Annotated in this window: 23 protein-coding genes; 11 read left to right on the forward strand and 12 right to left on the reverse strand. The window is 69.1% G+C overall.

Going from position 1 to position 22,594, the window contains the following annotated elements; all coding sequences use genetic code 11:
* Positions 1 to 43: 43 nt before the first annotated feature.
* On the forward strand, positions 44 to 1,486 hold the full coding sequence (locus XM48_RS06685) for an amino acid permease (protein ID WP_046455028.1): 1,443 nt from the start codon (positions 44 to 46) through the stop codon (positions 1,484 to 1,486).
* A gap of 197 nt (positions 1,487 to 1,683) precedes the next feature.
* The gene (locus XM48_RS06690; RefSeq protein WP_046455029.1) at positions 1,684 to 3,123 is read left to right on the forward strand and encodes an amino acid permease; all 1,440 of its coding nucleotides are present in this window, start codon (positions 1,684 to 1,686) and stop codon (positions 3,121 to 3,123) included.
* A gap of 187 nt (positions 3,124 to 3,310) precedes the next feature.
* On the opposite strand, the gene XM48_RS06695 is transcribed toward XM48_RS06690, so the two are convergent.
* From XM48_RS06695 to lysA, 5 genes are all read right to left on the reverse strand, one after another.
* A complete protein-coding gene (locus XM48_RS06695) occupies positions 3,311 to 4,549 on the reverse strand; it encodes an acyl-CoA dehydrogenase family protein (RefSeq protein ID WP_046455030.1) in 1,239 nt (412 codons plus the stop codon).
* 200 nt (positions 4,550 to 4,749) lie between these two features.
* On the reverse strand, positions 4,750 to 5,526 hold the full coding sequence (locus XM48_RS06700) for an amino acid ABC transporter ATP-binding protein (RefSeq protein WP_084821038.1): 777 nt from the start codon (positions 5,524 to 5,526) through the stop codon (positions 4,750 to 4,752).
* Positions 5,519 to 6,484 (reverse strand): amino acid ABC transporter permease, encoded by a 966-nt coding sequence (locus XM48_RS06705; protein ID WP_046455031.1) that lies wholly within the window; start codon positions 6,482 to 6,484, stop codon positions 5,519 to 5,521. The genes XM48_RS06700 and XM48_RS06705 overlap by 8 nt, the downstream gene beginning before the upstream one ends.
* A gap of 8 nt (positions 6,485 to 6,492) precedes the next feature.
* The gene (locus tag XM48_RS06710) at positions 6,493 to 7,425 is read right to left on the reverse strand and encodes an ABC transporter substrate-binding protein (protein WP_046455032.1); all 933 of its coding nucleotides are present in this window, start codon (positions 7,423 to 7,425) and stop codon (positions 6,493 to 6,495) included.
* A 50-nt stretch (positions 7,426 to 7,475) separates the two neighbouring features.
* Complete coding sequence (lysA, locus tag XM48_RS06715) at positions 7,476 to 8,765, reverse strand: diaminopimelate decarboxylase (RefSeq protein ID WP_231580825.1); 1,290 nt, start codon at positions 8,763 to 8,765, stop codon at positions 7,476 to 7,478.
* Between the two features lie 86 nt (positions 8,766 to 8,851).
* Between lysA and XM48_RS06720 the strand changes: the two genes are divergently transcribed.
* Both XM48_RS06720 and XM48_RS06725 read left to right on the forward strand, forming a co-directional pair.
* A complete protein-coding gene (locus tag XM48_RS06720) occupies positions 8,852 to 10,474 on the forward strand; it encodes a PucR family transcriptional regulator (RefSeq protein WP_046455034.1) in 1,623 nt (540 codons plus the stop codon).
* Between the two features lie 9 nt (positions 10,475 to 10,483).
* Positions 10,484 to 11,218, forward strand: a complete 735-nt coding sequence (locus XM48_RS06725) for a hypothetical protein (protein ID WP_046455035.1) — start codon at positions 10,484 to 10,486, stop codon at positions 11,216 to 11,218.
* Positions 11,219 to 11,234: 16 nt separating this feature from the next.
* Here XM48_RS06725 and XM48_RS06730 read toward each other — a convergent pair whose 3' ends face one another.
* Positions 11,235 to 11,999 (reverse strand): 3-hydroxyacyl-CoA dehydrogenase, encoded by a 765-nt coding sequence (locus XM48_RS06730; protein ID WP_046455036.1) that lies wholly within the window; start codon positions 11,997 to 11,999, stop codon positions 11,235 to 11,237.
* 134 nt (positions 12,000 to 12,133) lie between these two features.
* Between XM48_RS06730 and XM48_RS06735 the strand changes: the two genes are divergently transcribed.
* Positions 12,134 to 12,562, forward strand: coding sequence for a hypothetical protein (locus XM48_RS06735; protein ID WP_046455037.1), 429 nt, complete (start codon positions 12,134 to 12,136; stop codon positions 12,560 to 12,562).
* A 70-nt stretch (positions 12,563 to 12,632) separates the two neighbouring features.
* Here XM48_RS06735 and XM48_RS06740 read toward each other — a convergent pair whose 3' ends face one another.
* Complete coding sequence (locus XM48_RS06740; protein ID WP_046455038.1) at positions 12,633 to 13,124, reverse strand: Dps family protein; 492 nt, start codon at positions 13,122 to 13,124, stop codon at positions 12,633 to 12,635.
* Positions 13,125 to 13,281: 157 nt separating this feature from the next.
* On the opposite strand from XM48_RS06740, the gene XM48_RS06745 reads away from it, so the two are divergent.
* Together XM48_RS06745 and XM48_RS06750 are read left to right on the forward strand one after the other, a co-directional pair.
* The gene (locus XM48_RS06745) at positions 13,282 to 13,848 is read left to right on the forward strand and encodes a nitroreductase family protein (RefSeq protein WP_052961342.1); all 567 of its coding nucleotides are present in this window, start codon (positions 13,282 to 13,284) and stop codon (positions 13,846 to 13,848) included.
* A gap of 61 nt (positions 13,849 to 13,909) precedes the next feature.
* The gene (locus XM48_RS06750) at positions 13,910 to 14,236 is read left to right on the forward strand and encodes a helix-turn-helix domain-containing protein (RefSeq protein WP_046455040.1); all 327 of its coding nucleotides are present in this window, start codon (positions 13,910 to 13,912) and stop codon (positions 14,234 to 14,236) included.
* A gap of 6 nt (positions 14,237 to 14,242) precedes the next feature.
* Here XM48_RS06750 and XM48_RS06755 read toward each other — a convergent pair whose 3' ends face one another.
* The 3 genes from XM48_RS06755 to XM48_RS06765 all read right to left on the reverse strand — a co-directional run bounded on the left by XM48_RS06755 (position 14,243) and on the right by XM48_RS06765 (position 16,755).
* Positions 14,243 to 14,836, reverse strand: a complete 594-nt coding sequence (locus tag XM48_RS06755) for a ClpP family protease (protein WP_046455041.1) — start codon at positions 14,834 to 14,836, stop codon at positions 14,243 to 14,245.
* Positions 14,833 to 15,471: a ClpP family protease gene (locus tag XM48_RS06760; RefSeq protein ID WP_046455042.1), complete on the reverse strand. Its 639-nt coding sequence runs from the start codon at positions 15,469 to 15,471 to the stop codon at positions 14,833 to 14,835. Before XM48_RS06760 ends, XM48_RS06755 begins: the two co-directional genes overlap by 4 nt.
* Before the next feature lie 84 nt (positions 15,472 to 15,555).
* A complete protein-coding gene (locus XM48_RS06765; protein ID WP_046455043.1) occupies positions 15,556 to 16,755 on the reverse strand; it encodes an MFS transporter in 1,200 nt (399 codons plus the stop codon).
* A gap of 66 nt (positions 16,756 to 16,821) precedes the next feature.
* Between XM48_RS06765 and XM48_RS06770 the strand changes: the two genes are divergently transcribed.
* Positions 16,822 to 17,187, forward strand: coding sequence for a MerR family transcriptional regulator (locus XM48_RS06770; RefSeq protein ID WP_046455044.1), 366 nt, complete (start codon positions 16,822 to 16,824; stop codon positions 17,185 to 17,187).
* Positions 17,188 to 17,232: 45 nt separating this feature from the next.
* Here XM48_RS06770 and XM48_RS06775 read toward each other — a convergent pair whose 3' ends face one another.
* Positions 17,233 to 19,092 (reverse strand): ABC-F family ATP-binding cassette domain-containing protein, encoded by a 1,860-nt coding sequence (locus XM48_RS06775; RefSeq protein ID WP_046455045.1) that lies wholly within the window; start codon positions 19,090 to 19,092, stop codon positions 17,233 to 17,235.
* 133 nt (positions 19,093 to 19,225) lie between these two features.
* Here XM48_RS06775 and XM48_RS17835 point away from each other — a divergent pair, with 133 nt between their 5' ends.
* Together XM48_RS17835 and XM48_RS06785 are read left to right on the forward strand one after the other, a co-directional pair.
* Positions 19,226 to 20,734, forward strand: a complete 1,509-nt coding sequence (locus XM48_RS17835) for a CBS domain-containing protein (protein ID WP_156174953.1) — start codon at positions 19,226 to 19,228, stop codon at positions 20,732 to 20,734.
* Positions 20,735 to 20,767: 33 nt separating this feature from the next.
* Positions 20,768 to 21,340, forward strand: coding sequence for a DUF1697 domain-containing protein (locus XM48_RS06785; RefSeq protein ID WP_046455047.1), 573 nt, complete (start codon positions 20,768 to 20,770; stop codon positions 21,338 to 21,340).
* 143 nt (positions 21,341 to 21,483) lie between these two features.
* Here XM48_RS06785 and XM48_RS06790 read toward each other — a convergent pair whose 3' ends face one another.
* Positions 21,484 to 21,984: a MarR family winged helix-turn-helix transcriptional regulator gene (locus XM48_RS06790; protein ID WP_046455048.1), complete on the reverse strand. Its 501-nt coding sequence runs from the start codon at positions 21,982 to 21,984 to the stop codon at positions 21,484 to 21,486.
* Positions 21,985 to 22,023: 39 nt separating this feature from the next.
* Between XM48_RS06790 and XM48_RS06795 the strand changes: the two genes are divergently transcribed.
* The coding region (locus XM48_RS06795) for a DMT family transporter (RefSeq protein ID WP_046455049.1) at positions 22,024 to 22,594 on the forward strand (571 nt) is incomplete at its 3' end.

Here is a 22,594-nt window from a genome sequence, read left to right on the forward strand (position 1 = left end):
CCTCGACCGCTCTTCCCCACCCCATCACAAAGGAGTGTCCGCCATGTCCGCCACCACCTCGAACCCGCCTCCGCAGGAGATGCAGCGCGGTCTCAAGAACCGCCACCTGCAGCTCATGGCGATCGGGGGTGCGATCGGCACCGGACTCTTCCTCGGCTCGGGCAAGCTGATCAGCGTCTCCGGCCCGTCGATCATCTTCGTCTACATGGTGATCGGCTTCTTCGTCTTCTTCATCATGCGCGCCCTCGGCGAGCTGCTGCTGTCGAACCTGCACTACCAGACCTTCGGCGACATCGCGAAGGACATGCTCGGCCCCTGGGCCGGATTCTTCGTCTCGTGGAACTACTGGTTCTCGTGGGTCATCGCCTGCGTCGCCGACATCATCGCGATCACGGCGTACGTGCAGTGGTTCAACCCCGAGATCCCCAACTGGCTCCCCGCGCTCATCGCGGCCGCGGCGCTCCTGGTGCTCAACCTGCAGCCGGTCAAGTACTTCGGCGAGACCGAGTTCTGGTTCGCCATCATCAAGATCGTCGCGATCCTCGCCCTCATCGCCGTCGGAGTGGTGCTCGTGCTCACGAACTTCACCTCGCCCGAGGGCACCCAGGCGTCGTTCACCCACCTCTGGGATCGGGGCGGCATGTTCCCCATGGGCGCGAGCGGTTTCGTGCTCGGCTTCCAGATGGGCATCTTCTCGTTCATCGGCGTCGAGCTGGTCGGCACCGCGGCCGCCGAGACGCAGAACCCGCGCAAGACCCTGCCGAAGGCGATCAACTCGATCGTCGTGCGCATCCTCATCTTCTACGTGGGCGCCCTCGCCGTGATCATGAGCGTCACCCCCTGGGACGAGATCGACCCGTCGAAGAGCCCGTTCGTCTCGACCTTCGCGCTCGCCGGCTTCGGCATCGCCGCCGCCGCGATCCAGCTCGTCGTGCTCACCTCGGCGGCATCGAGCGCCAACTCCGGACTGTATTCCGGAACGCGCATGCTGTTCGGGCTCTCGAAGGACGGGCACGCGCCGAAGAGCTTCTCGCTCACCGACGCGCGCGGCGTCCCCCGCCGCTCGGTGTTCTTCACCGCCGTATTCCTGTTCGCCGCGATCCCCCTCCTGTTCGCCGGCGACGGCGTGGTGGCGGCGTTCACCTACGTCTCGTCGATGTGCGCGACGCTGATCCTCTTCACCTGGGGATCCATCGTGGTCAGCTACATCGTCTACCGGCGCCGGTTCCCCGAGCGCCACGAGGCCTCGAAGTTCAAGATGCCGCTGTCGCGCGTCGCCCCGTGGATGGTGCTCGCGTTCTTCGTGTTCATCGCCGGCACCCTGCTCTACGGCGAGGACACCCGCCTGCCGTTCCTCGCGATGCCGTTCTGGTTCGCGCTCCTCACCGTGCTGTGGCAGCTGCGCAAGCGGAAGCTGCTGCGCGAAGGCCGCCCGCTCACCGCGTCGGTTCCGACGGTGACGCACCCGCTCGACGAAGAGCACTAGGCCGCAGGCCCGCGACGCGACGGGCGGAGCGAGTCGGGATCCGCAACGATTTCGACTCGCCTCGCCCGTCGCGTCGGCGATGTCCCCGGCCCCGAGTACACTCGTGCCCACTTCCGGTATCCGTGTACCAACAGATCCGGCGCCGGCCCCGACCCCGGGCACGGCCGAGTCCCACCCGATCACGGAGGAGCGACCGAATGTCGGAGACCACCACGAGCGCCGGGCACGAGAACCTGCAACGCGGGCTCACGAACCGCCACCTGCAGCTCATCGCCATCGGCGGCGCCATCGGCACGGGCCTGTTCCTGGGCTCGGGCAAGGTCATCAGCCTCACCGGCCCCTCGGTGCTGTTCATCTACGCCGTGATCGGCTGCATGATGTTCTTCCTCATGCGCGCCCTCGGCGAACTGCTGCTCTCGAACCTCAACTACAAGACCTTCGGCGACATCGCGAAGGACCTCATCGGTCCGTGGGCCGGCTACTTCGTCTCCTGGACCTACTGGATCACGTGGGTCGTCATCTGCGTCGCCGACATCATCGCGATCACGAGCTACGTCGCGTACATCAACGCCGACATCCCCAACTGGGTGCCCGCGCTCGTCACCGCGATCGTGCTCACGATCCTCAACCTGCAGCCCGTCCGCTTCTTCGGCGAGTTCGAGTTCTGGTTCTCGATCATCAAGATCGTCGCGATCCTCGCGCTCATCGTCACCGGCGTCATCCTGCTCGTCACCGGCTTCCAGAACCCCGACACCGGCACCAGCTCCTCCCTCGCCCACCTCTGGGACCACGGCGGCATGTTCCCGTTCGGCGCGAGCGGCTTCCTGCTCGGCTTCCAGCTCGGCATCTTCTCGTTCATCGGCGTCGAGCTCGTCGGTACTGCGGCCGCCGAGACGAAGGATCCGCACCGCAACCTGCCGCGCGCCATCAACTCGATCGTCGTCCGCGTGCTCATCTTCTACATCGGTGCGCTCACCGTGATCATGGCGATCACCCCGTGGGACAAGCTCGACCCCGAGAAGAGCCCGTTCGTCACGACCTTTGCGTACGCGGGCTTCGGCGCCGCGGCCTTCGCGATCAACCTCGTCGTGCTCACCTCGGCGGCATCCAGCGCGAACTCCGGCTTCTACTCGGGCACGCGCATGATGCACGCGCTCGCCCACGACGGCCACGCGCCCGGCGCCTTCGCGCTCACCGACAACCGCGGCGTCCCCCGCCGCGCCGTGTTCTTCTCGGCCGTCTTCGTCTTCTCATCCGTGCCGATCCTGCTCCTCGGCGACAGCGTCATCGAGGCGTTCACGTTCGTCACCTCGGTCGCGTCGACGTTCATCCTCTTCATCTGGAGCATGATCGCGATCAGCTTCATCCAGTACCTGCGCAAGCACCCCGACCGGCACGCCTCGTCGAAGTTCAAGACGCCGCTCCCCCGCGTGGTGCCGTGGGTCGTGCTCACGTTCTTCGCGTTCATCCTCGTGACGCTCGCGCTCGCCGACGACACACGCCTGCCGCTGATGTACACCCCGATCTGGTTCGTGGTGCTCGCCGGGATGTGGCAGCTCACCAAGCGCCGTCTCACCCGCGAGGGTCGCCCGCTGACGGCAGCCGTCGAGATCCCGGGTACGGGCGAGGACGCGTAACACGGGCAGGCTGAAGCGGTCGGAGTCCGCGGCGGAGCGGACTGCGGGTCGCGCGCCCGGCCGGGCCTGGCGGGAGCGTTCGAGCCCGGGCCCCGATGCGCCAGCATCAGGGCCCGGGCTCGAACGCGGATGGATCGGCGCGCGAACGCAGTCCGCTCTGCCGCGGACTCCGATCGCGCCCCGGAGGCTAGGCGAACGCGGACAGCCCCGTGATCTCGCGGCCGAGGATCAGCGCCTGCACTGTCTCCGTGCCCTCGTAGGTGTGCAGCGCCTCGATGTCGGCGAAGTGCCGGGCGACGCGGTTCTGCAGCAGGATCCCGTTGCCGCCGAGCAGGTCGCGTGCGTTCGCCGCCATGGAGCGCGCGGTGCGGGTCGAGGTGTACTTGCCGAGCGAGGCGCTGGGCCCGGTGAGTTCGCCGGCGGCCTCGACACGGGTGAGCTGCACGAGCAGCGTCTGCAGCGAGGTGAGCTGGCTGAGCATCTCGGCGAGCCGGTTCTGCACGATGGACGACGCGGCGAGCGGGCGCCCGAACTGCACGCGCTGCTTGGCGTACGCGACGGCGGTCTCGTAGACGGCCGTGGCGTGGCCGAGCCCGGCCCAGGCGACGCCGAGCCGCGTGGCCTGCAGCACGCTCGAGGTGTCGCGGAACGAGCGGGCGCCGGGCAGCTTGAGCTCGGGGCCGACGCGCACGCCGTCGTACTCGATGAGCGCCTGCCAGATGGCGCGCAGTGACAGCTTGCCCTCGATGGTGCTGGCTCGGTAGCCGGGGGTGTCCTGCGGCACGATGAAGCCCTGCACCTGGCCGTCGTCGCCGCGCGCCCACGTGATGGTGACGCCGCCGATGCTGCCGTTGCCGATCCACTTCTTGTGGCCGCTGATCACGTAGTCGTCGCCGTCGGAGACCGCGCGGGTCTCGAGGCTGACGGAGTCGGAGCCGTGGGTGGGCTCGGTGAGGGCGAACGAACCGGGCAGGGTGCCGCGGGCCATCGGTTCGAGGTACTTCGCGCGCTGCTCCTCGGAGCCGTGCATCGCGATGGAGCGCAGCGCGAGCCCGCCCTGCACGCCGCCGACGGTGCCGATGGATCCGTCGCCGCGACTCAGCTCCATGGTGACCAGGCAGGCGGCGAGCAGGCTCTGCTCGGGGAAGCCGGGGACGTCGATGCCGTCGCGCAGCAGGTCGAGTTCGCCGAGTCGGGGAATCAGGTGCACCGGGTAGTCGGCGCGGTTCCAGTAGTCGTCGATGATGGGCCGCACTTCGTCCTGCACGAACGCGCGGGCGCGGTCGCGGTAGGACTGCTCGTCGGCGGAGAGCCCGGTGAAGACGCCGGCCTGGTCGGGGTCGAGCGGCTGCCAGAGGTCGTACTCGGGCTCGGCGGTGCCGAGGGAGACGCGTTCGGGGCGGGCGTTGGGGCGCGGATCGGACATCGGTGTTCCCTTCTGCGCCGCCCGCGGCGGCGCGGATACGGGATCAGCCTCTCGAATCCCGAGGAGCCCGGGCAAGCGGGATGGAGGTCCGGCACTGCCGAACGTGCTTCCGCGCCCGATTCCTCGTCGCACTCCCGACAAAGGGGATCCCGCTCCGGTGCGGAGCGGGATCCCCTCTCGCGGCGTGATCTCGCCCGCGACTACAGCACGCTGCGGATGAAGCCGCGGGTGCGCTCGTGCTCGGGCTGCTCGATCACCTGGGCGGGAGGTCCGCTCTCGACCACCACGCCGCCGTCCATGAACACGACCTCGTCGGCGACCTCGCGGGCGAAGCCGATCTCGTGGGTCACGACCACCATGGTCATGCCCTCGGCCGCGAGCTCCTTCATCACGTCGAGCACGTCGCCGACGAGCTCGGGGTCGAGCGCCGAGGTCGGCTCGTCGAACAGCATGAGCTTCGGCTTCATGGCGAGCGCGCGGGCGATGGCGACGCGCTGCTGCTGCCCGCCCGAGAGCTGCGACGGATAGTGGTCGGCCCAGGCGTCGAGACCGACGCGGCGCAGCAGCTCCCGCGCGTTCGCGATCGCCTCCGCCTTACCGCGCCGCGAGACGACCAGCGGGGCCTCGATGATGTTCTCGAGCGCGGTCTTGTGCGGGAACAGGTTGAAGCGTTGGAACACCATGCCGATGGATCGGCGCTGGCGCGCGACTTCGCGGGGGTGCATCTCGCGCAGGTGGTCCCCCGCCTCGCGGTAGCCGACGATCTCGCCGTCGACCGTGATCCGGCCGCCGTCGATCGATTCGAGGTGGTTGATGCACCGCAGCAGCGTCGATTTGCCCGATCCCGACGGGCCGAGCAGCACCGTCACCTGTCCGGCGTGGACGTCCATGGAGATGCCCTTCAGCACCTCGAGCTGGCCGAAGTGCTTGCGCACTCCGCGCAGCTGCACCAGCGCCTGATCGTTGAGCTCAGCCATTGCTCCGCGCTCCCTTCTTCCTGCCCTGGAGCTGCACGGCGATCGCACCGGTGAACTCCTTCGCCTTCTGCAGCGGGGTGGCGGGTGCATTGCGCTCGACTCCCCTGCCGAAATGACGCTCCAAGTAGTACTGCGGGATCGACAGCAGCGAGACGATGAGCAGGTACCAGAGGCTCACCACGATGAGCAGCTCGACCTGCTTGAGGTTCTGCGCGGAGATCTGGGTGGCCCGCGTGTAGACCTCCATGACCGCGATGAGCGACAGCAGCGAGGTGTTCTTGACCATCGAGATGAGCTCGTTGCCGAGCGGCGGGATGATCACGCGCATCGCCTGCGGGAGCAGGATCCGCACGAACGTGGCGAGCGGACTCATGCCGAGCGATGCGGCCGCTTCGCTCTGCCCGGAGTCGACGGACAGCATGCCGGAGCGCACGATCTCGGCCGAGTAGGCCGCCTCGTTCAGCGTCAGCGCGATGATGCCGGCGACGAGCGGGGTGAGCAGCGTGTTGGTGTCCTGCTGCCAGAAGACCACGTCGGTGAACGGGATCCCGATCGAGATCTTCTCGAAGATGAGGCCGAAGTAGCCCCAGATCACGATCTGCACGAGCAGCGGCGTGCCGCGGAACAGCCAGACGTAGAACGAGGAGAACACGACCATGACCGGGTTGCCCGAGAGACGCATCGCGGCGAGCACGACGGCGAGCACGGTCGAGATCAGCATCGAGACGGCGGTGATGACCAGCGTGAGGCCGACGCCCAGCACGATGTCGCGGTCGAAGAGATACTTGCCCACGACCGAGTAGTCGATGTTCTTGTTGGTCGCGAGCGCCTGGGTGAACCAGGCGGCGAAGAGGACCAGGACGATCGCCCAGATCCAGCGGCCGGGCCGCCGGAGCGGCAGGGCTTCGATGTCGAAGCTCCTGTCGCGCTCCGGTGCCGTCGTTGCGGGGGTGCTCATGGCTCGGTTCAGCCTTCCGCGCCGGCGCCGTTGACGATGGCCTGGTCGACCGCGAGGTGGCCGAGGTGCTGCTTGTCGAGGATCTTCTGGTAGACGCCCTCGTCGATGATCGCCTGCATGGCGAGGCGCAGCGCCTCGGTCAGTTCGGTGTTGCTCTTGAGCGTTCCGATGCCGGTGTAGACGGGGCTGAAGCCCGCCGGGTTCTCGGGATCGGCGACGCCCTCGAAGTCCTTGCCGTCGCCCGCGGTCGCGACCGTGTAGGCGGCGACGGGCGCGTCGGTGACGTAGGCGTCGACGCGCCCGGCCTTGAGCGCGGTCTGAGGATCCTGCGCGGTCGGAAGCTCCTGCACCTCGATCCCGGACTTGCCCTTCGCGGTGCACTCGGTGACGAGGTCGCGCAGGATCTGTCCCTGCGTCGCCGACTTCTGCACGGCGACCTTGTGCCCGCACAGGTCGAGCAGCGTGCCGATCTTCGCGGGGTTGCCCTTCTTCACGACGATCGTGAAGCCGGCGTGCAGCTCCTCGACGAAGTTGAGGGTCTTCTCCCGCTCGACGGTGTCGTTCATGCCGGACATGATGATGTCGAACTTCTTCGCCTGCAGCGACGGGATCACGGTCTCGAACGCCTGGTGCGAGATCTGGATCCGCACGCCGAGCTTCTCGCCGAGGGCCTGCGCGAGGTCGGGATCGAGCCCGACCTGCTGATCGTTCTCGATCATGATGAACGGCGGGTACGGGATCCCGGCGGCCGCGCGGATCACGCCCGACTTCCGGATCGATGCGGGCAGCGCCTTCGCGGCGGCCTGGTCGACACCGGAGGTGAGCTTCTCGGCCTTCGCGGAGGCGGCGGGCGCGTCGCTCGCCGAGCATGCGCTGAGGCCGAGCATCGCGGCTGCGGCCGCCGCGGCGGCGATCACGGTCATGGTCATGGTCTTCTTCATGGTGGTTCCTCTTCCTCGGGGAATCGTTGCGTGATGAATATCGGAGGGGGTCAGGCCCAGGCTCCGGGCCCGCCCGAGAGGTGCGGGGCCAGGAACTCGGCGTAGCTCTGACGGCGGACGGCCACGCGTGCGTCGCCGTCCCGGCAGAGCACGACCGCGGGCTTGAGAGCGCCGTTGTAGTTGTTCGAGAGGGTGTAGCCGTAGGCGCCGGTGGCGGCGAGTACGACGGTGTCCCCGGTCTCGGGCGAGGCGAGGCGGGCACCGTCCACCAGCAGGTCGCCCGATTCGCACTGCCGGCCGACGAGCTGCGCGGTCGTGTCGGGCTCCCGGTCCGCGCGTTCGGCGATGACGGGCGTGAACTTCGTCGCGGTCAGCGCGGCGTTCATCTGGTCGGCGAGCCCGCCGTCGACCGCGACGAAGGTCGCGGCGGTGCGCTTCACGTTGTTGACCCGGTACACGGTGACGCCGGCGCGGGCGACGAGCGAGCGTCCGGGCTCGATCAGGATCCGGCTCTCCGCCGGCAGCAGGCGGCGCGCGACCTCGGTGAGCGTATCGAGGTAGGCGTCGATCGAGGGGGCTTCCTGCCCGTCGTGGTACTCCGCGCCGAGCCCGCCGCCGAGGTTGTAGATCTCGAACTCCCCGATCCCCGCGATGGCCTCGACGGCCCGCGCGAACGGTTCGAGGTCGAGGATCTGCGAGCCGATGTGCATGTGCACGCCCCGGACGCGGATCGTGGGGTGATCGCGCAGCCGCTCGATGAGCGCCTGCGCCTGCGGGATCGGCAGGCCGAACTTGGACTTCGTGCCGCCCGTCGAGACCGACCGGTGGGTGCGGGGATCCACCCCGGGGATCACGCGCACGAGCACGTCCTGCGGCCGATCCAGCAGCGCGTCGAGGCGTTCGATGTCGGCCTCGCCGTCGACCACGATCAGACCGATGCCGGCTTCGATCGCGAGCCGCAGCTCCTCGTCGCTCTTGGCGTTGCCGTGCAGGTGGATGAGCTTCGGATCGACGCCCGCCTCGAGCGCGAGCAGCAGTTCGCCCGCGCCGGCGACGTCGATGCCCAGACCCTCGGCCTCGGCGATCCCGTAGGCGGCGAGCACCGGCAGCGATTTGGAGGCGAAGGTGACCTGGCTGTTCGGCCAGCGCGCGGCGAGGCCGTCGCGGTACTCCCGCATGCGCTCGCGCAGCCCCTGCTCGTCGATGACGTAGAGCGGGGTGCCGTACTCGTCGGCCAGCTCGGGAACGGAGCAACCGCCGATCTCCAGCGTTCCATCGACGCGTACCTCCGAGAACTTCGGGAAGATCCTCGCCATCCGCCGGTCGTAGAAACCACTCACGCCCCACACTCCTTCGTTTTCGGTGACGGTACGAATGTAGGAGCGCGAACCCGTCGGTTCGTTATCGGATTCGCTAAAGTACGAACGTGGAATCATCGATTTCGAGCATCATCGCGACCTCGCCGTTCTCGAGCGGCCTGCCGCTCGCCGAGCTGCTCGCGCAGCTCGGGCCCGCGACGCTGCGCCCGGTCGTCCAGCCGGAGCCCACCGAACGCGAAACGGCCCCGCCCGTGCAGGGTGTCGCGTTCCTCGACGCCGACGCCGTCGCGCAGCAGTCCGCCGGTCAGCTGCTCCTGCTCACCTCGCACGCGATGCTGCCCGACGACCGCGTCGAGGAGCTCTGCGACGCCGCCGCCGCTTCGCGCGCGAGCGGGATCGTGGCCCGCACGGTCCCGGCCGATGCACCGCTCGCCACCTCGTGCGCACGCCACGGGATCCCCCTCTTCGAGCTCCACCCGCAGGTCGACTGGCGCCAGTTCGATGCACTCGTGAGCCGCCTGCTCGGTGAGCACGGATCGGGCCTGCAGCTCGGCCCGACCTCGGGCGACAAGCTCTTCTCGCTCGCCAACTCGATCGCCGGGGTGTTCCGCGGCTCGGTGGCGATCGAGGATCACCGGCGCAACATCCTCGCCTACTCGGCGATGCCCGATCAGGCCATCGACGATCTGCGGGCCAACGGGATCCTCTATCGCCGGGTCCCCGACAAGTCGATCAACGAGGTGCGCTACCGCCAGATGTTCGCCGCGCAGGGCGTCGCGAGGTTCTCCCGCAGCGACACCGAGGCCCCGCGAGCGGCGATCGCGATCCGAGCGGGCAGCATCCCGCTCGGATCCATCTGGGCGATCGACCCCGACGGCGAGGATCTCTCCATTCCGCTTTCGCCGGCGAAGCAGGAGGTGCTCGAGCAGGGCGCCCTGCTCGCGGCCGACTACCTCGTCGACGCCTGGCGCTTCGACCACGGCGACACCCGCTCGCGCGAGGCCGCGCTGCGGCGAGCGCTGCACGGTGCGCCGCAGGAGAACGATCCGACGGTGCTCGGCTTCCGGCCGACCCAGCAGGTGGTCCTCGCGGCGCTGCTGCCCAGCGGTGCGCGCTCCAGCGATGCCGAACTCGGCGAGATCCGGGCCGGGGCCGCGCGGCACCTCTCGGTGTACTTCCCCGGCAGCGTGTGCGTCGCGCTCGACGGCGCCGTGATGGCGCTCGTACCGAGCGGATCGCCCGAGGAGGTGGGGCGTTCGTTCGCGCGGTTGCTGCCCGAGCTGCGGCGGTTGACGGGGGCGGAGTGCCGGGTCGGCCTCGACGAGCCGCGCCGGTTCCGTCGCTCGCTCGCCGGGCGTCACGAGCGCGCGCGATTGGTGGCGGAGTGCGCCCGGGAGCGGGGGCTCGAGATCGCGACCACGCGAGAGGTTCAGGCGCAGCTGGTGCTGCACGAGTGCGGGACGGCGCTGCGCGGTGCCCGGCTCTCGACGGAGGACGCCGACGCGCTGTTCGAACCCGATGCGACCGACGCGCGCACGACGCTGCTGGCCTGGCTCGAGGAGCAGGGCAGCGCCCCGCGGGTCGCCGCGCGACTGAACCTGCACGAGCAGACCGTGCGCTATCGGGTGCGGCAGGCCGTCGCCCGGTACGGGCTCGACCTCGACGACGCCGACCGCACGCTCGCGCTCTGGGTGCAGCTGCGCACCTCGGCGACGGATCGACGGGGATAGGCTTCCCCCATGGCCGCCTCAGATACGGAATCCGCCGACCCGGGAGCGGCGGAGGCGCGGGCCGAGACGGAATCGCCCGCGGCGAGCGCGGCCGCGAAGACGGGGGCGGTGGTCGGCACGACGGCCGGCATCGCCACGCTCTTCCTGCTGCTGCGCCTGCTCGCGGTCTCGGAGTGGAACTGGGGCACGGCGGGTGCCGTCGCCGATTCTTTCGACTTCGGCGACGCCCTGCCCATCGCGTTCGGCACGCTGTTCGCACGTCCGGAGTTGACGGGGGCGCTCATCGCGCTCCTGCTCCCGCTCGCGCTGCTGCACGTGCTGTGGCCGATCGGCGGCCGTGTCGGCCTCCCCAGTCTCGGCCGGGTGCTCGCGGCGGTGGCGCTCGTCACCGTGGCCTACGTCTGGATCCGCACCTTCCACTCGTGGTGGGTGGGCATCGGAGCCCTCGCCTTCGGCGGGATCCTGGTCGCCGCGCGGCTCATCTGGACGCGGGGCGTGGGTCATCGGATCGTCGCGGGCGTCATGCGGAGCGTGGGAGGCATCGCCGTGATCGGCGTGCTGCTGCTCGCCGTGCTCGTCGACACCCCGTGGGTGTCGAAGGAGCGGATCGAAACCGGATCCGGTGCGATCGAGGGCTGGGTGCTCGAGGTGCAACCGGGGTTCCTCAAGGTGCTCACCGAGCAGCGCGAGGTCGAGATCCTGCCCACCGCCGACGTGACCGCGCGGAGAATCATCGAGGAATAGGCGATGCGCGGCGCGTTCAGCGCGCGGCCATGCGGATCGCGCCGTCGAGCCGGATCGTCTCGCCGTTGATCATGGGGTTCTCGACGATCTGCGTGACGAGCAGTGCGAACTCCTCGGGCCGTCCGAGCCGGGCGGGGTGCGGCACCTGGGCACCGAGCGAGGCGCGCACCTCCTCGGGCAGGCCGGCGAGCAGCGGCGTCTCGAAGATGCCCGGCGCGATCGATACAACCCGGATCCGGTGCTCCGCGAGCTCTCGCGCGATCGGCAGGGTCATGCCGACGATGGCCGCCTTCGATGCGGCGTACGCCGACTGACCGATCTGGCCCTCGAAGGCCGCGACGGAGGCCGTATTGATGATGACCCCGCGCTCCTCGGCGTCGGCGAGGTCCTGCTCGCGCATCCGTTCGGCGGCGAGCCGCAGCACGTTGAAGGTGCCGACCAGGTTGATGTCGACGACCCGTCGGAACAGTTCGAGCGGGAACGGACCCGAGCGGCCGACGACCTTCGCGGCGTCGGCGACGCCGGCGCAGTTGACCACGAGCCGGAGCGCGCCGAATTCGGCGGCCGCGTCGACCGCGCCGCGCACCTGATCCTCGTCGCGCACGTCCGCGGGGACGAAGCGCACGCGCCCCTCGTGCTCGGCGACGAGCCGCTCCCCAGCGGATCCGGGCAGGTCGACCACCACGACCCGGGCGCCCTGTGCGAGCAGTCGCTGCGTCGTCGCGAGGCCGAGCCCCGACGCCCCTCCGGTGACGAGCGCCACCCCGTTCTCGATCTGCATGACGCATCCTCCTTCGGAATCGCGGCCTGTTCGGAGCGTACTCCCGCGCAGGGTGCGCCGGTAGGGAGGAGCGACTGACTGGGCATTCGCCCGAAGAACATCTGATGATGTACAGGGTGACCTAAGATGAACACGTGAACCTCGACCCGCTGCCCTCCGATGAGTTCATCTTCATCGACCCCAACTACCTCGACTGCGTGCTCGGGGCGAGCGGCAGCGACGATCTCGACGGCCTCCGCGCGTGGTGCGCGGCGCTGCCCGAGAACAGCTACGGGCACATCTTCGTCGAGGCCGATCCCGCCGACCTCGCCGAGCCCATCGCGGCTCCTTCCGGCGTCGGTGTAACCCGTCTCTCCCCCGCGGCCGTGCGCGGCGCTGCGCTCACCGGCGCCGTCGACGCCTGGCTCGACGAGTGGCTGCGCGGCGACCCGATGAGCGGCCGCCACTTCCTCATGTGGACCGGCGGTCGCGACCTGCCGAACGTCCGCGAGTTCTGGACCCGCATCGAGGCCGAGCTCGCCGAGATCTGGTCCTCCGCAGCAGAACGGCGGCCGACGCTGTGAAGCATCGACCGCCGTTCCGGTGGTGTGCGCGACCCGAGGTCGCACGGTGCCCGAGCGGCACCGATCAGGATCAGTCCGCGTAGTGGGAGAACAGGAACCAGCGATCCTTGTCGAGCTCCTGCGCCACCGCGATCGCGATGTCCTGGCTCACGGGATCGATGTCGTCGAGGCCCTTGACCGCGGCGTAGACCGTGGCGATGACCGCGTCGAGCTGCGCCACGATCGCGCGGACCGTGTCGGCCGACTGCTGGAACCCGGCGCTCAGTTCGGGCGTGGTGGTCTGAGCGGCGACCGAACCGATGCGCGCGTCGACCGGCAGGCCGAGGGCGACGATCCGCTCCGCGACGGTGTCGGCGCCGTCCTGCGCGTGCGCCACGACCTCGTCGAGGAACTCGTGCACGCCGATGAAGTTCGCGCCGCGCACGTGCCAGTGCGCCTGCTTACCGTTGACGGCGAGTGCCACGAGATCGCGGACGACCGGGCCGAGGTAGCGCTCGACACCCGCCGCGCGGTCGAGGTCGCCCTTGGCGACGGTGACGGTGGGGTTCTGGGTGGGAGTCATGAAATCGGGGTCCTTTCCTTCTCCGAGTGCACGGGGCGGGAATCCGGTGGTCCGGATCCCTCCGTTGCCCACCACGCTACTCAGATTTCGCGCCGCCACAAGCAAGGAAAGGCTTGCCTGATCAGCCCTGAACGGGCGTTCGAACCGAGGAGGAACCGTGTCGGATCAACGCGCTGACGCGCTCGAAGCAGTGCGCAATCGACGCTCGCACTCGAGCGTCACTGAGGAAGGTCCCAGCTCCGCGGAGCTGGCCGAGCTGGTGGCCGCGCTGTCGAGCGTGGCCGACCACTCGGGGCTGCGCCCCTGGCGCCTGATCGAACTGCGCGGAGACGACCGCGACGCGATCGCGACCGGTCTCGCAGCGGCCGACGGCGGCGGCGAGAAGGAGCTCGAGAAGTACACGAAGAAGGCGCGGCGCGCACCGCTGGTGCTCGCGATCGTCGTGAAGCCGCGACCGAGCGGCAAGGTGCCCGTCTGGGAGCAGGAGGCGGTGGCCTCGGGCGTCGCCCACCTGCTGTCGCTGCTGCTGCACGAGGCGGGCTGGGGCGTCATCTGGCGCACCGGCACGCTCACTCGGACCGAGCCCGTGCACCGCGCGCACCGATTGGCCCCCGACGAGTACCTGCTCGGCTGGCTCTACGTCGGCGGGATCCCCGAGAAGGATCGCAAGCAGAAGCCGCGCAAGCCGCTGCGCGTCGATGAGGTGCTGGGCGGGCTCGGCTGAGCGATTCTGCTCAGAGCAGAACACCAGCGCTCCGCGCACCTGCCACGGTTAGCATCCAGGCATGAGCGACGACGCACCCGAGACCCGCGAACGCACCGCCCCGCTGCCGCTCTGGCGGCACATGCTCGGCGATGAACTGCGCCGGCTCCGGCACGAGCGGGGCGAGACTCTCGGGAAGACGGCCGCGGACGCCGGGGTCTCGCCGCAGTACCTCTCCGAGATGGAGCGCGGCGTCAAGGATCCGTCGAGCGAGATGATCGCCGCCGTCGCCGGCGCGCTGGGCGTCACCATCATCGACCTCGCGACCGCGGTCGCCGAGAACCTGCGCGCGGCCGAGACCGCACCGGCCGGAGTCTCCGTCCGGACCGCATTCGCGCTCGCGGCCTGAGCCCCCTCACCGCCGCGTGATCACCTCGTCGACGAGGCCGTAGTCGCGCGCCTCGCTCGCGGTGAACACCCGGTCGTGATCCGTGTCGGTGCGCAACCGCCCGGCCGACTGCCCGGTGCGCTCGGCGAGCACGGCCTCGAGCTCCGCTCGGATCCGCACCGCCTCGTCGGCCTGCAGGATCAGATCCGGGATCGTGCCGCGACGCCCCTGATTGCCGGGCTGATGCAGCACCACGCGCGCGTGCGGCAGCGCCAGCCGCTTCCCCGCGGCGCCCGACGCCAGCAGCACCGCGCCGACGCCGATCGCCTGCCCGACGCAGATCGTGGTCACATCGGATCGCAGGTACTGCACCGTGTCGGCGATGGCGAGCATCGCGCTCGGATCACCGCCCTCGCAGTTGATCGTGAGCTGGATGTCGGTCCCCGGGCTCGACGAATCGAGGTAGAGCAGTTGCGCGATGATCGCGTTCGCGACGCCCGAGTCGATCGGGGTGCCGAGGTAGATGATCCGCTCGGTGAGCAGGTGCGAGTAGACGTCCATGATCCGGTCGCCGCGGGGGCTCTCGGAGATGACGCTCGGGATCGTGTAGCTGCCGCTCATCGCGCGACCTCCGCCCCGACCGGTGCGCCGAATCCGAGCCCCGGAGCTCCGGCCCCGCGCGGCATGATCTCGGCGAAGCTCTCGACGATCCCGTCGATGAAGCCGTAGTCGCGCGCCTCCTCAGCCGAGTACCAGTGGTCGTGCAGCGAGTCCTCGAAGATCCGCTCGACCGGCTGCCCGGTGTCCTCGCTCGTGAGGCGCAGCAGCGTGTCGCGGGTGTGGCGCAGGTCGCCGGCCTGCAGTTCGACCTCGACGGTGGATCCGCCGATCCCCGCCGATCCCTGGTGCATGAGGATCCGCGCGTGCGGCAGCGCCCGCCGCTTGCCCTTCGTGCCCGAGGTGAGCAGGAACTGGCCCGCGCTGTAGGCGATGCCGAGCGCGAGGGTCGAGACGTCGTTCGGCACGAGCCGCATGATGTCGCGGATCGCGAGCATGGCCGGAACGGACCCGCCCGGCGAGTGGATCCAGAGGGCGATGTCGGCGACGGGATCGGCGGCCGACAGTGCCGCGATCTGCGTCGCGAGGAGCACGCCGTTGTCGTCGTCGAGGGCGCCGTCGAGCACCAGGATCCGGCGCTCGAACAACTCGCGCCGGAACGGCTCGGTGAACACGGGTGGTTTCGGTGATTCGCTCATGCCGTCAGCCTGCTCCGGCGCGGCATCCCGCGGAGCGGATGCTGCTCTCGGCAGCACTGCTGAGAGCGGCGCGGATCCGGATCCCTAGCTCGTCCCGCCCCGGTCGGCGGTCAGGGCGCCCGCGAGCGCGAGCGCTCCGGCACCGGCCGCGAGCAGTGCGGCGAGCGCGAGCTGCGCGACGCCTCCGCCCAGCAAGGCGCCGCCCGCCCAGGCCCCGAGCGCGATCCCCGCGTTCAGCACGACGACGAGCACCCCGCCGGCGAGCGGACGGAACCGGACCGATGAGGCCCGCAGCACCGCGGCCTGCAGGATCGGCGGGAAGGCGCCGACCGCGACGCCCCACACCCCGACGCCAAGGCAGAAGATCGCCGACCGCCCGGAACCGAGCATCAGCAGGAGCAGCCCGAACGCAACGCCGAGCGCGGTCCCGACCAGCGCCGCCCGCGGAACTCGGTCCGCGAGCGGGCCGGCGAGCGCGACGCCCACCGCACCCGCGGCACCGAACAGCAGCAGCACGGCGGGAACCGCTCCGCTGCCGAGTCCGCCGAGCCGCACCACCAGGGCGGTCACGTAGGTGAAGGCGGCGAAGTGGCCGACGAGCACGAGGCCGCCGGCCAGCGCGAGCAGCCCGACCGGCACCGCGCTGCGGTCGAACCGGGCGGGCCCCTCGCTCGGCGCGGTTCGGGTCGTGGCCGGGCGAAGGGTCCGGTGGATCCCGAGCACCGCCGCGGCCAGCAGGATCGCGAGGAACCCGCTGACCGCCCGCCAGCCGATGGCGCCCGCGAGCGCCGCGACCGCGGGAAGCCCGATCAGTCCCGCGAGCGTCGGACCGGCCAGCACGAACGACAGGGCCCGCCCGAGCCGCTCGGCGGGCACGAGACCGGCGACCGTCGGCACGAGCACCGCCCAGAACACGCCGTGCGCGGCCGCCGAGAGCACCCGGCCCGCCACCAGCCAGTCGTATGCGAGAGCCCACGCGGTCAGCAGGGCGACGACGGCCACCACCGCCACCGCTCCGCCGAGCAGGCGGACGCGCGGGATCCGCGCCGTCAGCCGCACCAGCGGGAGCGCCGTCACCGCGACGGTGATCGCCCAGGCGCCGACGAGCGCGCCGACCGCGCCCGGATCGACGCCGAAGTCGCGCCCGATCTCGGGGAGCAGGCCGGAGGGCATGAGTTCGACGGTGACCGTGCCGAACGCGGCGGCGGTGAGCGCCGCGAGTGCGACCCACGGGAGGCTGGGTGGGGCGGTTCGCGTGCGATCGAGCGCAGTTTCGGAGTGCATGAGAGTACGCTAAACATTGACATCAATGTGAAGGTCAAGCACCGTGCCGGTGGAGGGAGGGCTCGCATGCGGATCGGCGAGATCTCGCGCCTCACGGGCATCGGCGCGCGCATGCTGCGCTACTACGAGGACGAGGGGCTGCTCACGCCCGAACGACGCGCGAACGGCTACCGGGAGTACAGCGAATCGGACGCCGCGAGAGTCCGCACGATCCGCGACCTGCGCGCCGCAGGCGTACCGACCCGTTTCATCCGGATCGTGCTCGACCGGCAGGACTCCCCCGACGCCTGGAGCGAGCGCTGCGACGAGATCCTCGCCAGTATGGTGCGCGAGCAGATCGCCGAGCTCGAGTCTCGGATCGACTGCTTGACCACGAGCAAACAGGCGCTGGCGCGTTTCGTGCGCGAGCAGGCGCCGGCTGCGAGCCGCTAGGCGACCGTGCGCCGGAGCCGTGCGCGGAGGGCCCCGGCCGCGCCGCTACTCCAGCAGTTCGGACAGCTCCAGCCAGCGCTCCTCGCGCTCCGCGGCCTCGGCCTCGAGCGCGCTCAGCTCCTCGCCGATCGCGCCGAGCCCCGCGTAGTCGCTCTGATCGTGCGCGGCCATGCGCGCGTGCACCGCGGCGACCTCGGTCTCGATCTTCGCGAGACGGCGCTCGATCGACTGCAGCTCCTTCTCGGCGGTGCGGCGCTCCGCTCCCGCGAGCGCCGGGACGGCGGATCCCGCGGCGGACGCCGCCGAGGCCGGAGCCGCGGACGAGCCGCCGGACGCGGCCGGCGCGGATCCCGCTCGCTCCCCCGCGGCGCGCTCGGCCGCGCGCAGCTTCAGGTACTCGTCGACACCGCCCGGCAGGTGGCGCAGGCGCCGGTGCAGGATCGCGTACTGCTGGTCGGTGACACGCTCCAGGAAGTAGCGGTCGTGCGACACCACGATGAGCGTGCCGGGCCACGAGTCGAGCAGATCCTCGAGCGCGGCGAGCATGTCGGTGTCGAGATCGTTGGTCGGCTCGTCGAGGATCAGCACGTTCGGCTGGCCGAGCAGGATCAGCAGCAGCTGCAGGCGGCGCTGCTGCCCGCCCGACAGGTCCTTCACCTGGGTGGAGAGCTGCGCGTTCGTGAAGCCCATGCGCTCGAGCATCTGCCCCGGCGTGAGGTCCTGCGCCTTCGAGCCGCTGCCCACCGTGAAGCTCGTGCGCAGCCCGTCGATCACGACGCGCACGGGGTCGTTCCAGTGCTCCTCGAGCTCGTCGATCCGCTGCGTGAGCATCGCGACCTGCACGGTCTTGCCGCGCTTCACGGTGCCCGAGGTCGGCTCGAGCGTGCCGTCGATGAGGCCGAGCAGCGTCGACTTCCCGGCGCCGTTGCGCCCCAGGATCCCGGTGCGCTCGCCGGGGGCGAGCCGCCACTCGACCTCGTGCAGCACCTCGCGCTCGGCGCCCGTCTCGGGATCGCCGAAGCTCACCGAGGCGTCGAGGAGGTTCACGACCTCCTTGCCGAGGCGTGCGACGGCCATCGACTGCAGCGAGACCCGGTCGCGGATCTCGGGCACATCGGCGATGAGCTCGTTGGCGGCGTCGATGCGGAACTTGGGCTTCGACGTGCGCGCGGGAGCGCCGCGGCGCAGCCAGGCGAGCTCCTTGCGCGCCAGGTTCTGCCGCTTCTGCTCGACCACGGCCGCCTGGCGGTCGCGCTCGACGCGCTGCAAGATGTACGCGGCGTAGCCGCCCTCGAACGGCTCGACGATGCGGTCGTGCACCTCCCACGTGGTGTTGCACACCTCGTCGAGGAACCAGCGGTCGTGCGTCACGACGAGCAGCGCGCCCTGGTTCGCCGGCCAGCGGCGCTTCAGGTGATCGGCGAGCCAGGCGATGGCCTCGACGTCGAGGTGGTTGGTGGGCTCGTCGAGGGCGAGGATGTCCCACTCGCCGGCGAGCAGCCGGGCCAGCGCGACGCGGCGCTGCTGCCCGCCCGACAGGTCCGCGATCAGGCCGTCCCACGGCAGATCGGTCACGAGCCCCGCGATGACCTCGCGCACCCGGGGCACGCCGGCCCACTCGTGCTCGGGGGTCTCGCCGACGATCGCGTGACCGACGGTCTCGCCCTCGGGGAACGCGTCGGACTGCTCGAGCACGCCGATGCGGGTGCCGCCGCGCGACGTCACCTGCCCCGAATCGGGATCGCGGCGCCCCGCGAGCATCATCAGCAGGCTCGACTTGCCGTCGCCGTTGCGGCCGACGATGCCGATGCGGTCGCCCTCGGCGACGCCGATCGTGACGGAGTCGAAGATGATTCGGGCCGGAACCTCGAGGTGCAGGGCCTCAGCCCCCAGAAGATGCGCCATAACCGGGCCAGTCTACGCGGCGCAGGGCGACCCAGTTTTCAAGTCGTCGGTTTGATAGGGTGAGAATTGCCTTTGCCCAGCCGATTCGATTTTTGTAGATCTTCGTACAACAAGGACCACAATGAGAGCTTGGATGGTACGCGCCGGAGCCTCAGGCGATCGAGAGAAGTTTGCCCTCGCAGAAGGACGAACGGTCGCGGGATGGGAAGAAGTTCCGTCTCTAAAAAACGCGACCAAGCGCGAACGCATCAGAAGCATAGTTGCGGAGTCGTATCCAGAAGAATCAAACTACGTAATTGGCAACTGGACGGGGCAACTTGATCGCTTTGTCTCAAAGATTCACATCGGCGATCTGATCGTCATGCCCAGCAAGCTCGAAGACGGAAAGTTTGCTCTTGGAGTAGTCAAATCTGACTACGAATATCTCGCGGAAAATGAGCCCGGATTTCGCCACACTCGCAAGGTGGACTGGGAAAAACCAAATCTGGAGAAGCAGATTCTCCAACACGACCTCCGCGCATCGATCGGCTCCCTACTAACAGTCTGCGAATTGGAACGAAATTCTGCAGCAAAGCGATTCAATCACATACTTGTTCACGGCTCAGATCCGGGCCCAGTCGGCAAAGATTCCTCCCTCCCCGGAACACTCGAAGAACTCCCAGGCTCCGCCCCTGTTACAACAACAATACGATCCCTTCTATCTATAGCTGGATTTCATCGCCGCACCAGCGGAACAGTCTCCACGCTCCAGGACCAACTTGCGGAGCTGGGACTTTCAACCACACCTCCATTCGAGGAGGGCCTCATTGATGATGAAATCATCATCCGCAACGTCGCGACCGCGGAAGACGCTTCTACAGCCTCAGATGTGGACACGGAATCAGCACCAAGCAGCCACCGAACCGTCGCGGACAGCAGCAGCGTGACTCACCCCGTTTCGGCCGTGCCATCCGCCACCCGAGAACCAGACTCGGTATCCTCAGGCGACAAGTTATCTTTCGCCCAAACGATCATGCTTGAAAATAACTACTCTCAACTTGCGGTTGTTGACAATGGGGCGCTTCGAGGCGCTTTGACCTGGACTTCGATCGCGATCGCAGGCCTCAAAAGAACACCGCAAATTGTCGCCGATGCATTGATCGATTCTCCCCCAATTATTCACCTACATCAAAACGTACTCGACGTCGTAGATCTTGTAGAGCAGCAAGGATACGTTTTTGTCCTCGACGAAGCTCAACAAATCGGCGGAATAATCACAATCAGCGATCTAGCTCAGGAGTTTGGTCGCGATCGTCGTCCAATCATGCTGATCGAAGAAGTGGAACTTCGCCTCCGCCGGGCAACACAAAAGCACCTAACCGACGCAGATGTCGAAACTTCGCCCGCAAGAGGCTCAAAGCTCAAGGACCTCACTCTCGGCGCTTACCCATACCTCCTCGAAGATGAAGCTCTCTGGAAGAAACTCGGGTGGGTCGGGGTTGAGCAGGACCGCGTCCTTTCGCTTACTAAGCTGACAGCAAATGTCCGAAACCAACTCATGCATTTCTCCCAGGATCCTTTGGAAGAAGACCAGATCGAGCCAGTTGAGAGACTCCTCCGCATCCTTCGAATAGTCGACAGAGAACCCCACGCAAGGAGCTAGTCGCACAAGACAGAGCTCACCTATGATGACGGCATGGCTCGATGGATCGCGCTGCTGCGCGGGGTGAACGTCAACGGCATCACGGTGCGCAGCGCGGAACTGGCGGGGCTCTTCCGCGAGCTCGGCTTCGGGCAGGTGCGCACCGTGCTCGCCTCGGGGAACGTGTGCTTCGACGCCGACGAGGTCGACGGTTCGTCGGACGCGGCGCGCACGGAGCTCAAGGCCAGGATCGAACGGGCCCTGGGCGAACGCTTCGGCTACGACGCCTGGATCGTGCTCGTGCCGCTGGCCGAGCTCGACGGGATCATCGCGGGCTACCCCTTCGCAGAGGATCCGGAGCACCACGCCTACGTCGTGTTCGCTGCCGACGCCGACGCGCTGCACGCGGTGCTCACGGGCGCGCCCGGGGCGGATCCGGGCGCCGCGGATCCTGATGCCGAGGCTTCCGGGAACGCCGAGCGGTTCGCCGCGGGCCCCGGCGTCGTCTACTGGCGCTGCCCGCGAGGCGGGAGCACCGATACGCCGTTCTCGAAGCACATCGCCCGGGCCCGCTTCAAGACCTCCACGACGACGCGCAACATCAACACGCTGCGCAAGCTCGGCTGAGACCGCTTCTCCCGTCATCCTGCGCGAGCTTGCGAGTCGCAGGATCCTGCGACTCCTTCGTCGCGCAGGATGACGGGAGTGGCAGAGCGTCGCGCAGGATGACGCCGGTGACCGCATCGCTCAGGATGAGGTCGAAGACGCGCTCAGTCGTCGAGCGCGCGCATCCAGGTCCGCAGCAGCCCGACGAGCTGCGCCCGCTGCTCGGGATCGAGGCCGTCGAGCAGCCGGGCCTCGTTGCGCACGTGCGCGGCGAACGCCTCGTCGATGGCCGCGATACCGGCGGCGGTGAGCCCCACCACTCGCCCACGGCCGTCCTGGTCGCTCGACCGCCGCTGCACGTAGCCCATCGCCTCGAGCCGGTCGAGCCGCTTGCTCACGGCCCCCGTGGTGACCATGGTGTGCGCGGCGAGTTCGCCGGGCGCGAGCTCGTAGGGCGCGCCCGTGCGGCGCAGCGTCGCGAGCACGTCGAACTCCCCCTCGCCCAGCCCGTACTCGCGGTAGAGGGCGACGAGCTCGTCGCGCAGCCGCTCGGCGAGGCGGTGCAGGCGGCCGATCACGCCGACGGGCGAAACATCGAGGTCGGGGCGCTCGACGCTCCACTGCGCCAGGATCCGGTCGACGTGGTCGGGCGCGGGCTCGCTCATGCGTCGATCATACCTTCCTCGGAAGCTATACTCCCTTCCATGGAAGCAAAAACCCGCGGATCGCACGCGAAGTGGATCGCGCTCACCGCGCTCGCCCCGATCGCCTGGGGCTCGAACTACCCGGTGATGCACCACTTCCTGCCCGCCGACTCGCCGCTCTGGGGCGCCGCGCTCCGCGCGCTGCCCGCCGGGATCCTGCTCTTCCTGTTCGTGCGCAAGCTCCCCACCGGTTCCTGGTGGTGGCGTGCCCCGCTGCTCGGCCTCATCAACTTCTGCGTGTTCTTCGTGCTCGTCTACGTCGCGGCGCAGCTGCTCCCGTCCTCCGTGGCCGCATCGATCATGGCGGCCTCGCCCCTCGTGCTGGGGCTGCTCGGCTGGGCCATGCTCGGGCAGCGGCTGAACCTCCCCACGCTCATCGGCGCGGTCTGCGGCATCGTCGGCGTGATCCTCATCGTCGGCCTGTCGACCGCGCGCATCGACGGCTGGGGCGTCGCAGCCTCGATGGCCGCGCTCCTCGTCTTCTCGATCGGCTCGATCCTCACCCAGCGCTGGCGCGACGATACTCCCGTGCTCGCGCTCACCTCCTGGCAGCTGCTGTTCGGCGGCATCG

It is taken from the genome of Leucobacter sp. Ag1 (assembly GCF_000980875.1).
In the GTDB taxonomy this organism is placed as follows: Bacteria; Actinomycetota; Actinomycetes; order Actinomycetales; family Microbacteriaceae; genus Leucobacter; species Leucobacter iarius.

What these genes read in the sequence shown, in the direction of transcription:
- XM48_RS06685 (WP_046455028.1), top strand. Translation starts at nt 44, where the DNA reads ATGTCCGCCACCACCTCGAACCCGCCTCCGCAGGAGATGCAGCGCGGT.
- XM48_RS06690 (WP_046455029.1), top strand. Translation starts at nt 1,684, where the DNA reads ATGTCGGAGACCACCACGAGCGCCGGGCACGAGAACCTGCAACGCGGG.
- XM48_RS06695 (WP_046455030.1), bottom strand. Translation starts at nt 4,549, where the DNA reads ATGTCCGATCCGCGCCCCAACGCCCGCCCCGAACGCGTCTCCCTCGGC.
- XM48_RS06700 (WP_084821038.1), bottom strand. Translation starts at nt 5,526, where the DNA reads ATGGCTGAGCTCAACGATCAGGCGCTGGTGCAGCTGCGCGGAGTGCGC.
- XM48_RS06705 (WP_046455031.1), bottom strand. Translation starts at nt 6,484, where the DNA reads ATGAGCACCCCCGCAACGACGGCACCGGAGCGCGACAGGAGCTTCGAC.
- XM48_RS06710 (WP_046455032.1), bottom strand. Translation starts at nt 7,425, where the DNA reads ATGAAGAAGACCATGACCATGACCGTGATCGCCGCCGCGGCGGCCGCA.
- XM48_RS06725 (WP_046455035.1), top strand. Translation starts at nt 10,484, where the DNA reads ATGGCCGCCTCAGATACGGAATCCGCCGACCCGGGAGCGGCGGAGGCG.
- XM48_RS06730 (WP_046455036.1), bottom strand. Translation starts at nt 11,999, where the DNA reads ATGCAGATCGAGAACGGGGTGGCGCTCGTCACCGGAGGGGCGTCGGGG.
- XM48_RS06740 (WP_046455038.1), bottom strand. Translation starts at nt 13,124, where the DNA reads ATGACTCCCACCCAGAACCCCACCGTCACCGTCGCCAAGGGCGACCTC.
- XM48_RS06750 (WP_046455040.1), top strand. Translation starts at nt 13,910, where the DNA reads ATGAGCGACGACGCACCCGAGACCCGCGAACGCACCGCCCCGCTGCCG.
- XM48_RS06755 (WP_046455041.1), bottom strand. Translation starts at nt 14,836, where the DNA reads ATGAGCGGCAGCTACACGATCCCGAGCGTCATCTCCGAGAGCCCCCGC.
- XM48_RS06760 (WP_046455042.1), bottom strand. Translation starts at nt 15,471, where the DNA reads ATGAGCGAATCACCGAAACCACCCGTGTTCACCGAGCCGTTCCGGCGC.
- XM48_RS06765 (WP_046455043.1), bottom strand. Translation starts at nt 16,755, where the DNA reads ATGCACTCCGAAACTGCGCTCGATCGCACGCGAACCGCCCCACCCAGC.
- XM48_RS06770 (WP_046455044.1), top strand. Translation starts at nt 16,822, where the DNA reads ATGCGGATCGGCGAGATCTCGCGCCTCACGGGCATCGGCGCGCGCATG.
- XM48_RS06775 (WP_046455045.1), bottom strand. Translation starts at nt 19,092, where the DNA reads ATGGCGCATCTTCTGGGGGCTGAGGCCCTGCACCTCGAGGTTCCGGCC.
- XM48_RS17835 (WP_156174953.1), top strand. Translation starts at nt 19,226, where the DNA reads ATGGTACGCGCCGGAGCCTCAGGCGATCGAGAGAAGTTTGCCCTCGCA.
- XM48_RS06785 (WP_046455047.1), top strand. Translation starts at nt 20,768, where the DNA reads ATGGCTCGATGGATCGCGCTGCTGCGCGGGGTGAACGTCAACGGCATC.
- XM48_RS06790 (WP_046455048.1), bottom strand. Translation starts at nt 21,984, where the DNA reads ATGAGCGAGCCCGCGCCCGACCACGTCGACCGGATCCTGGCGCAGTGG.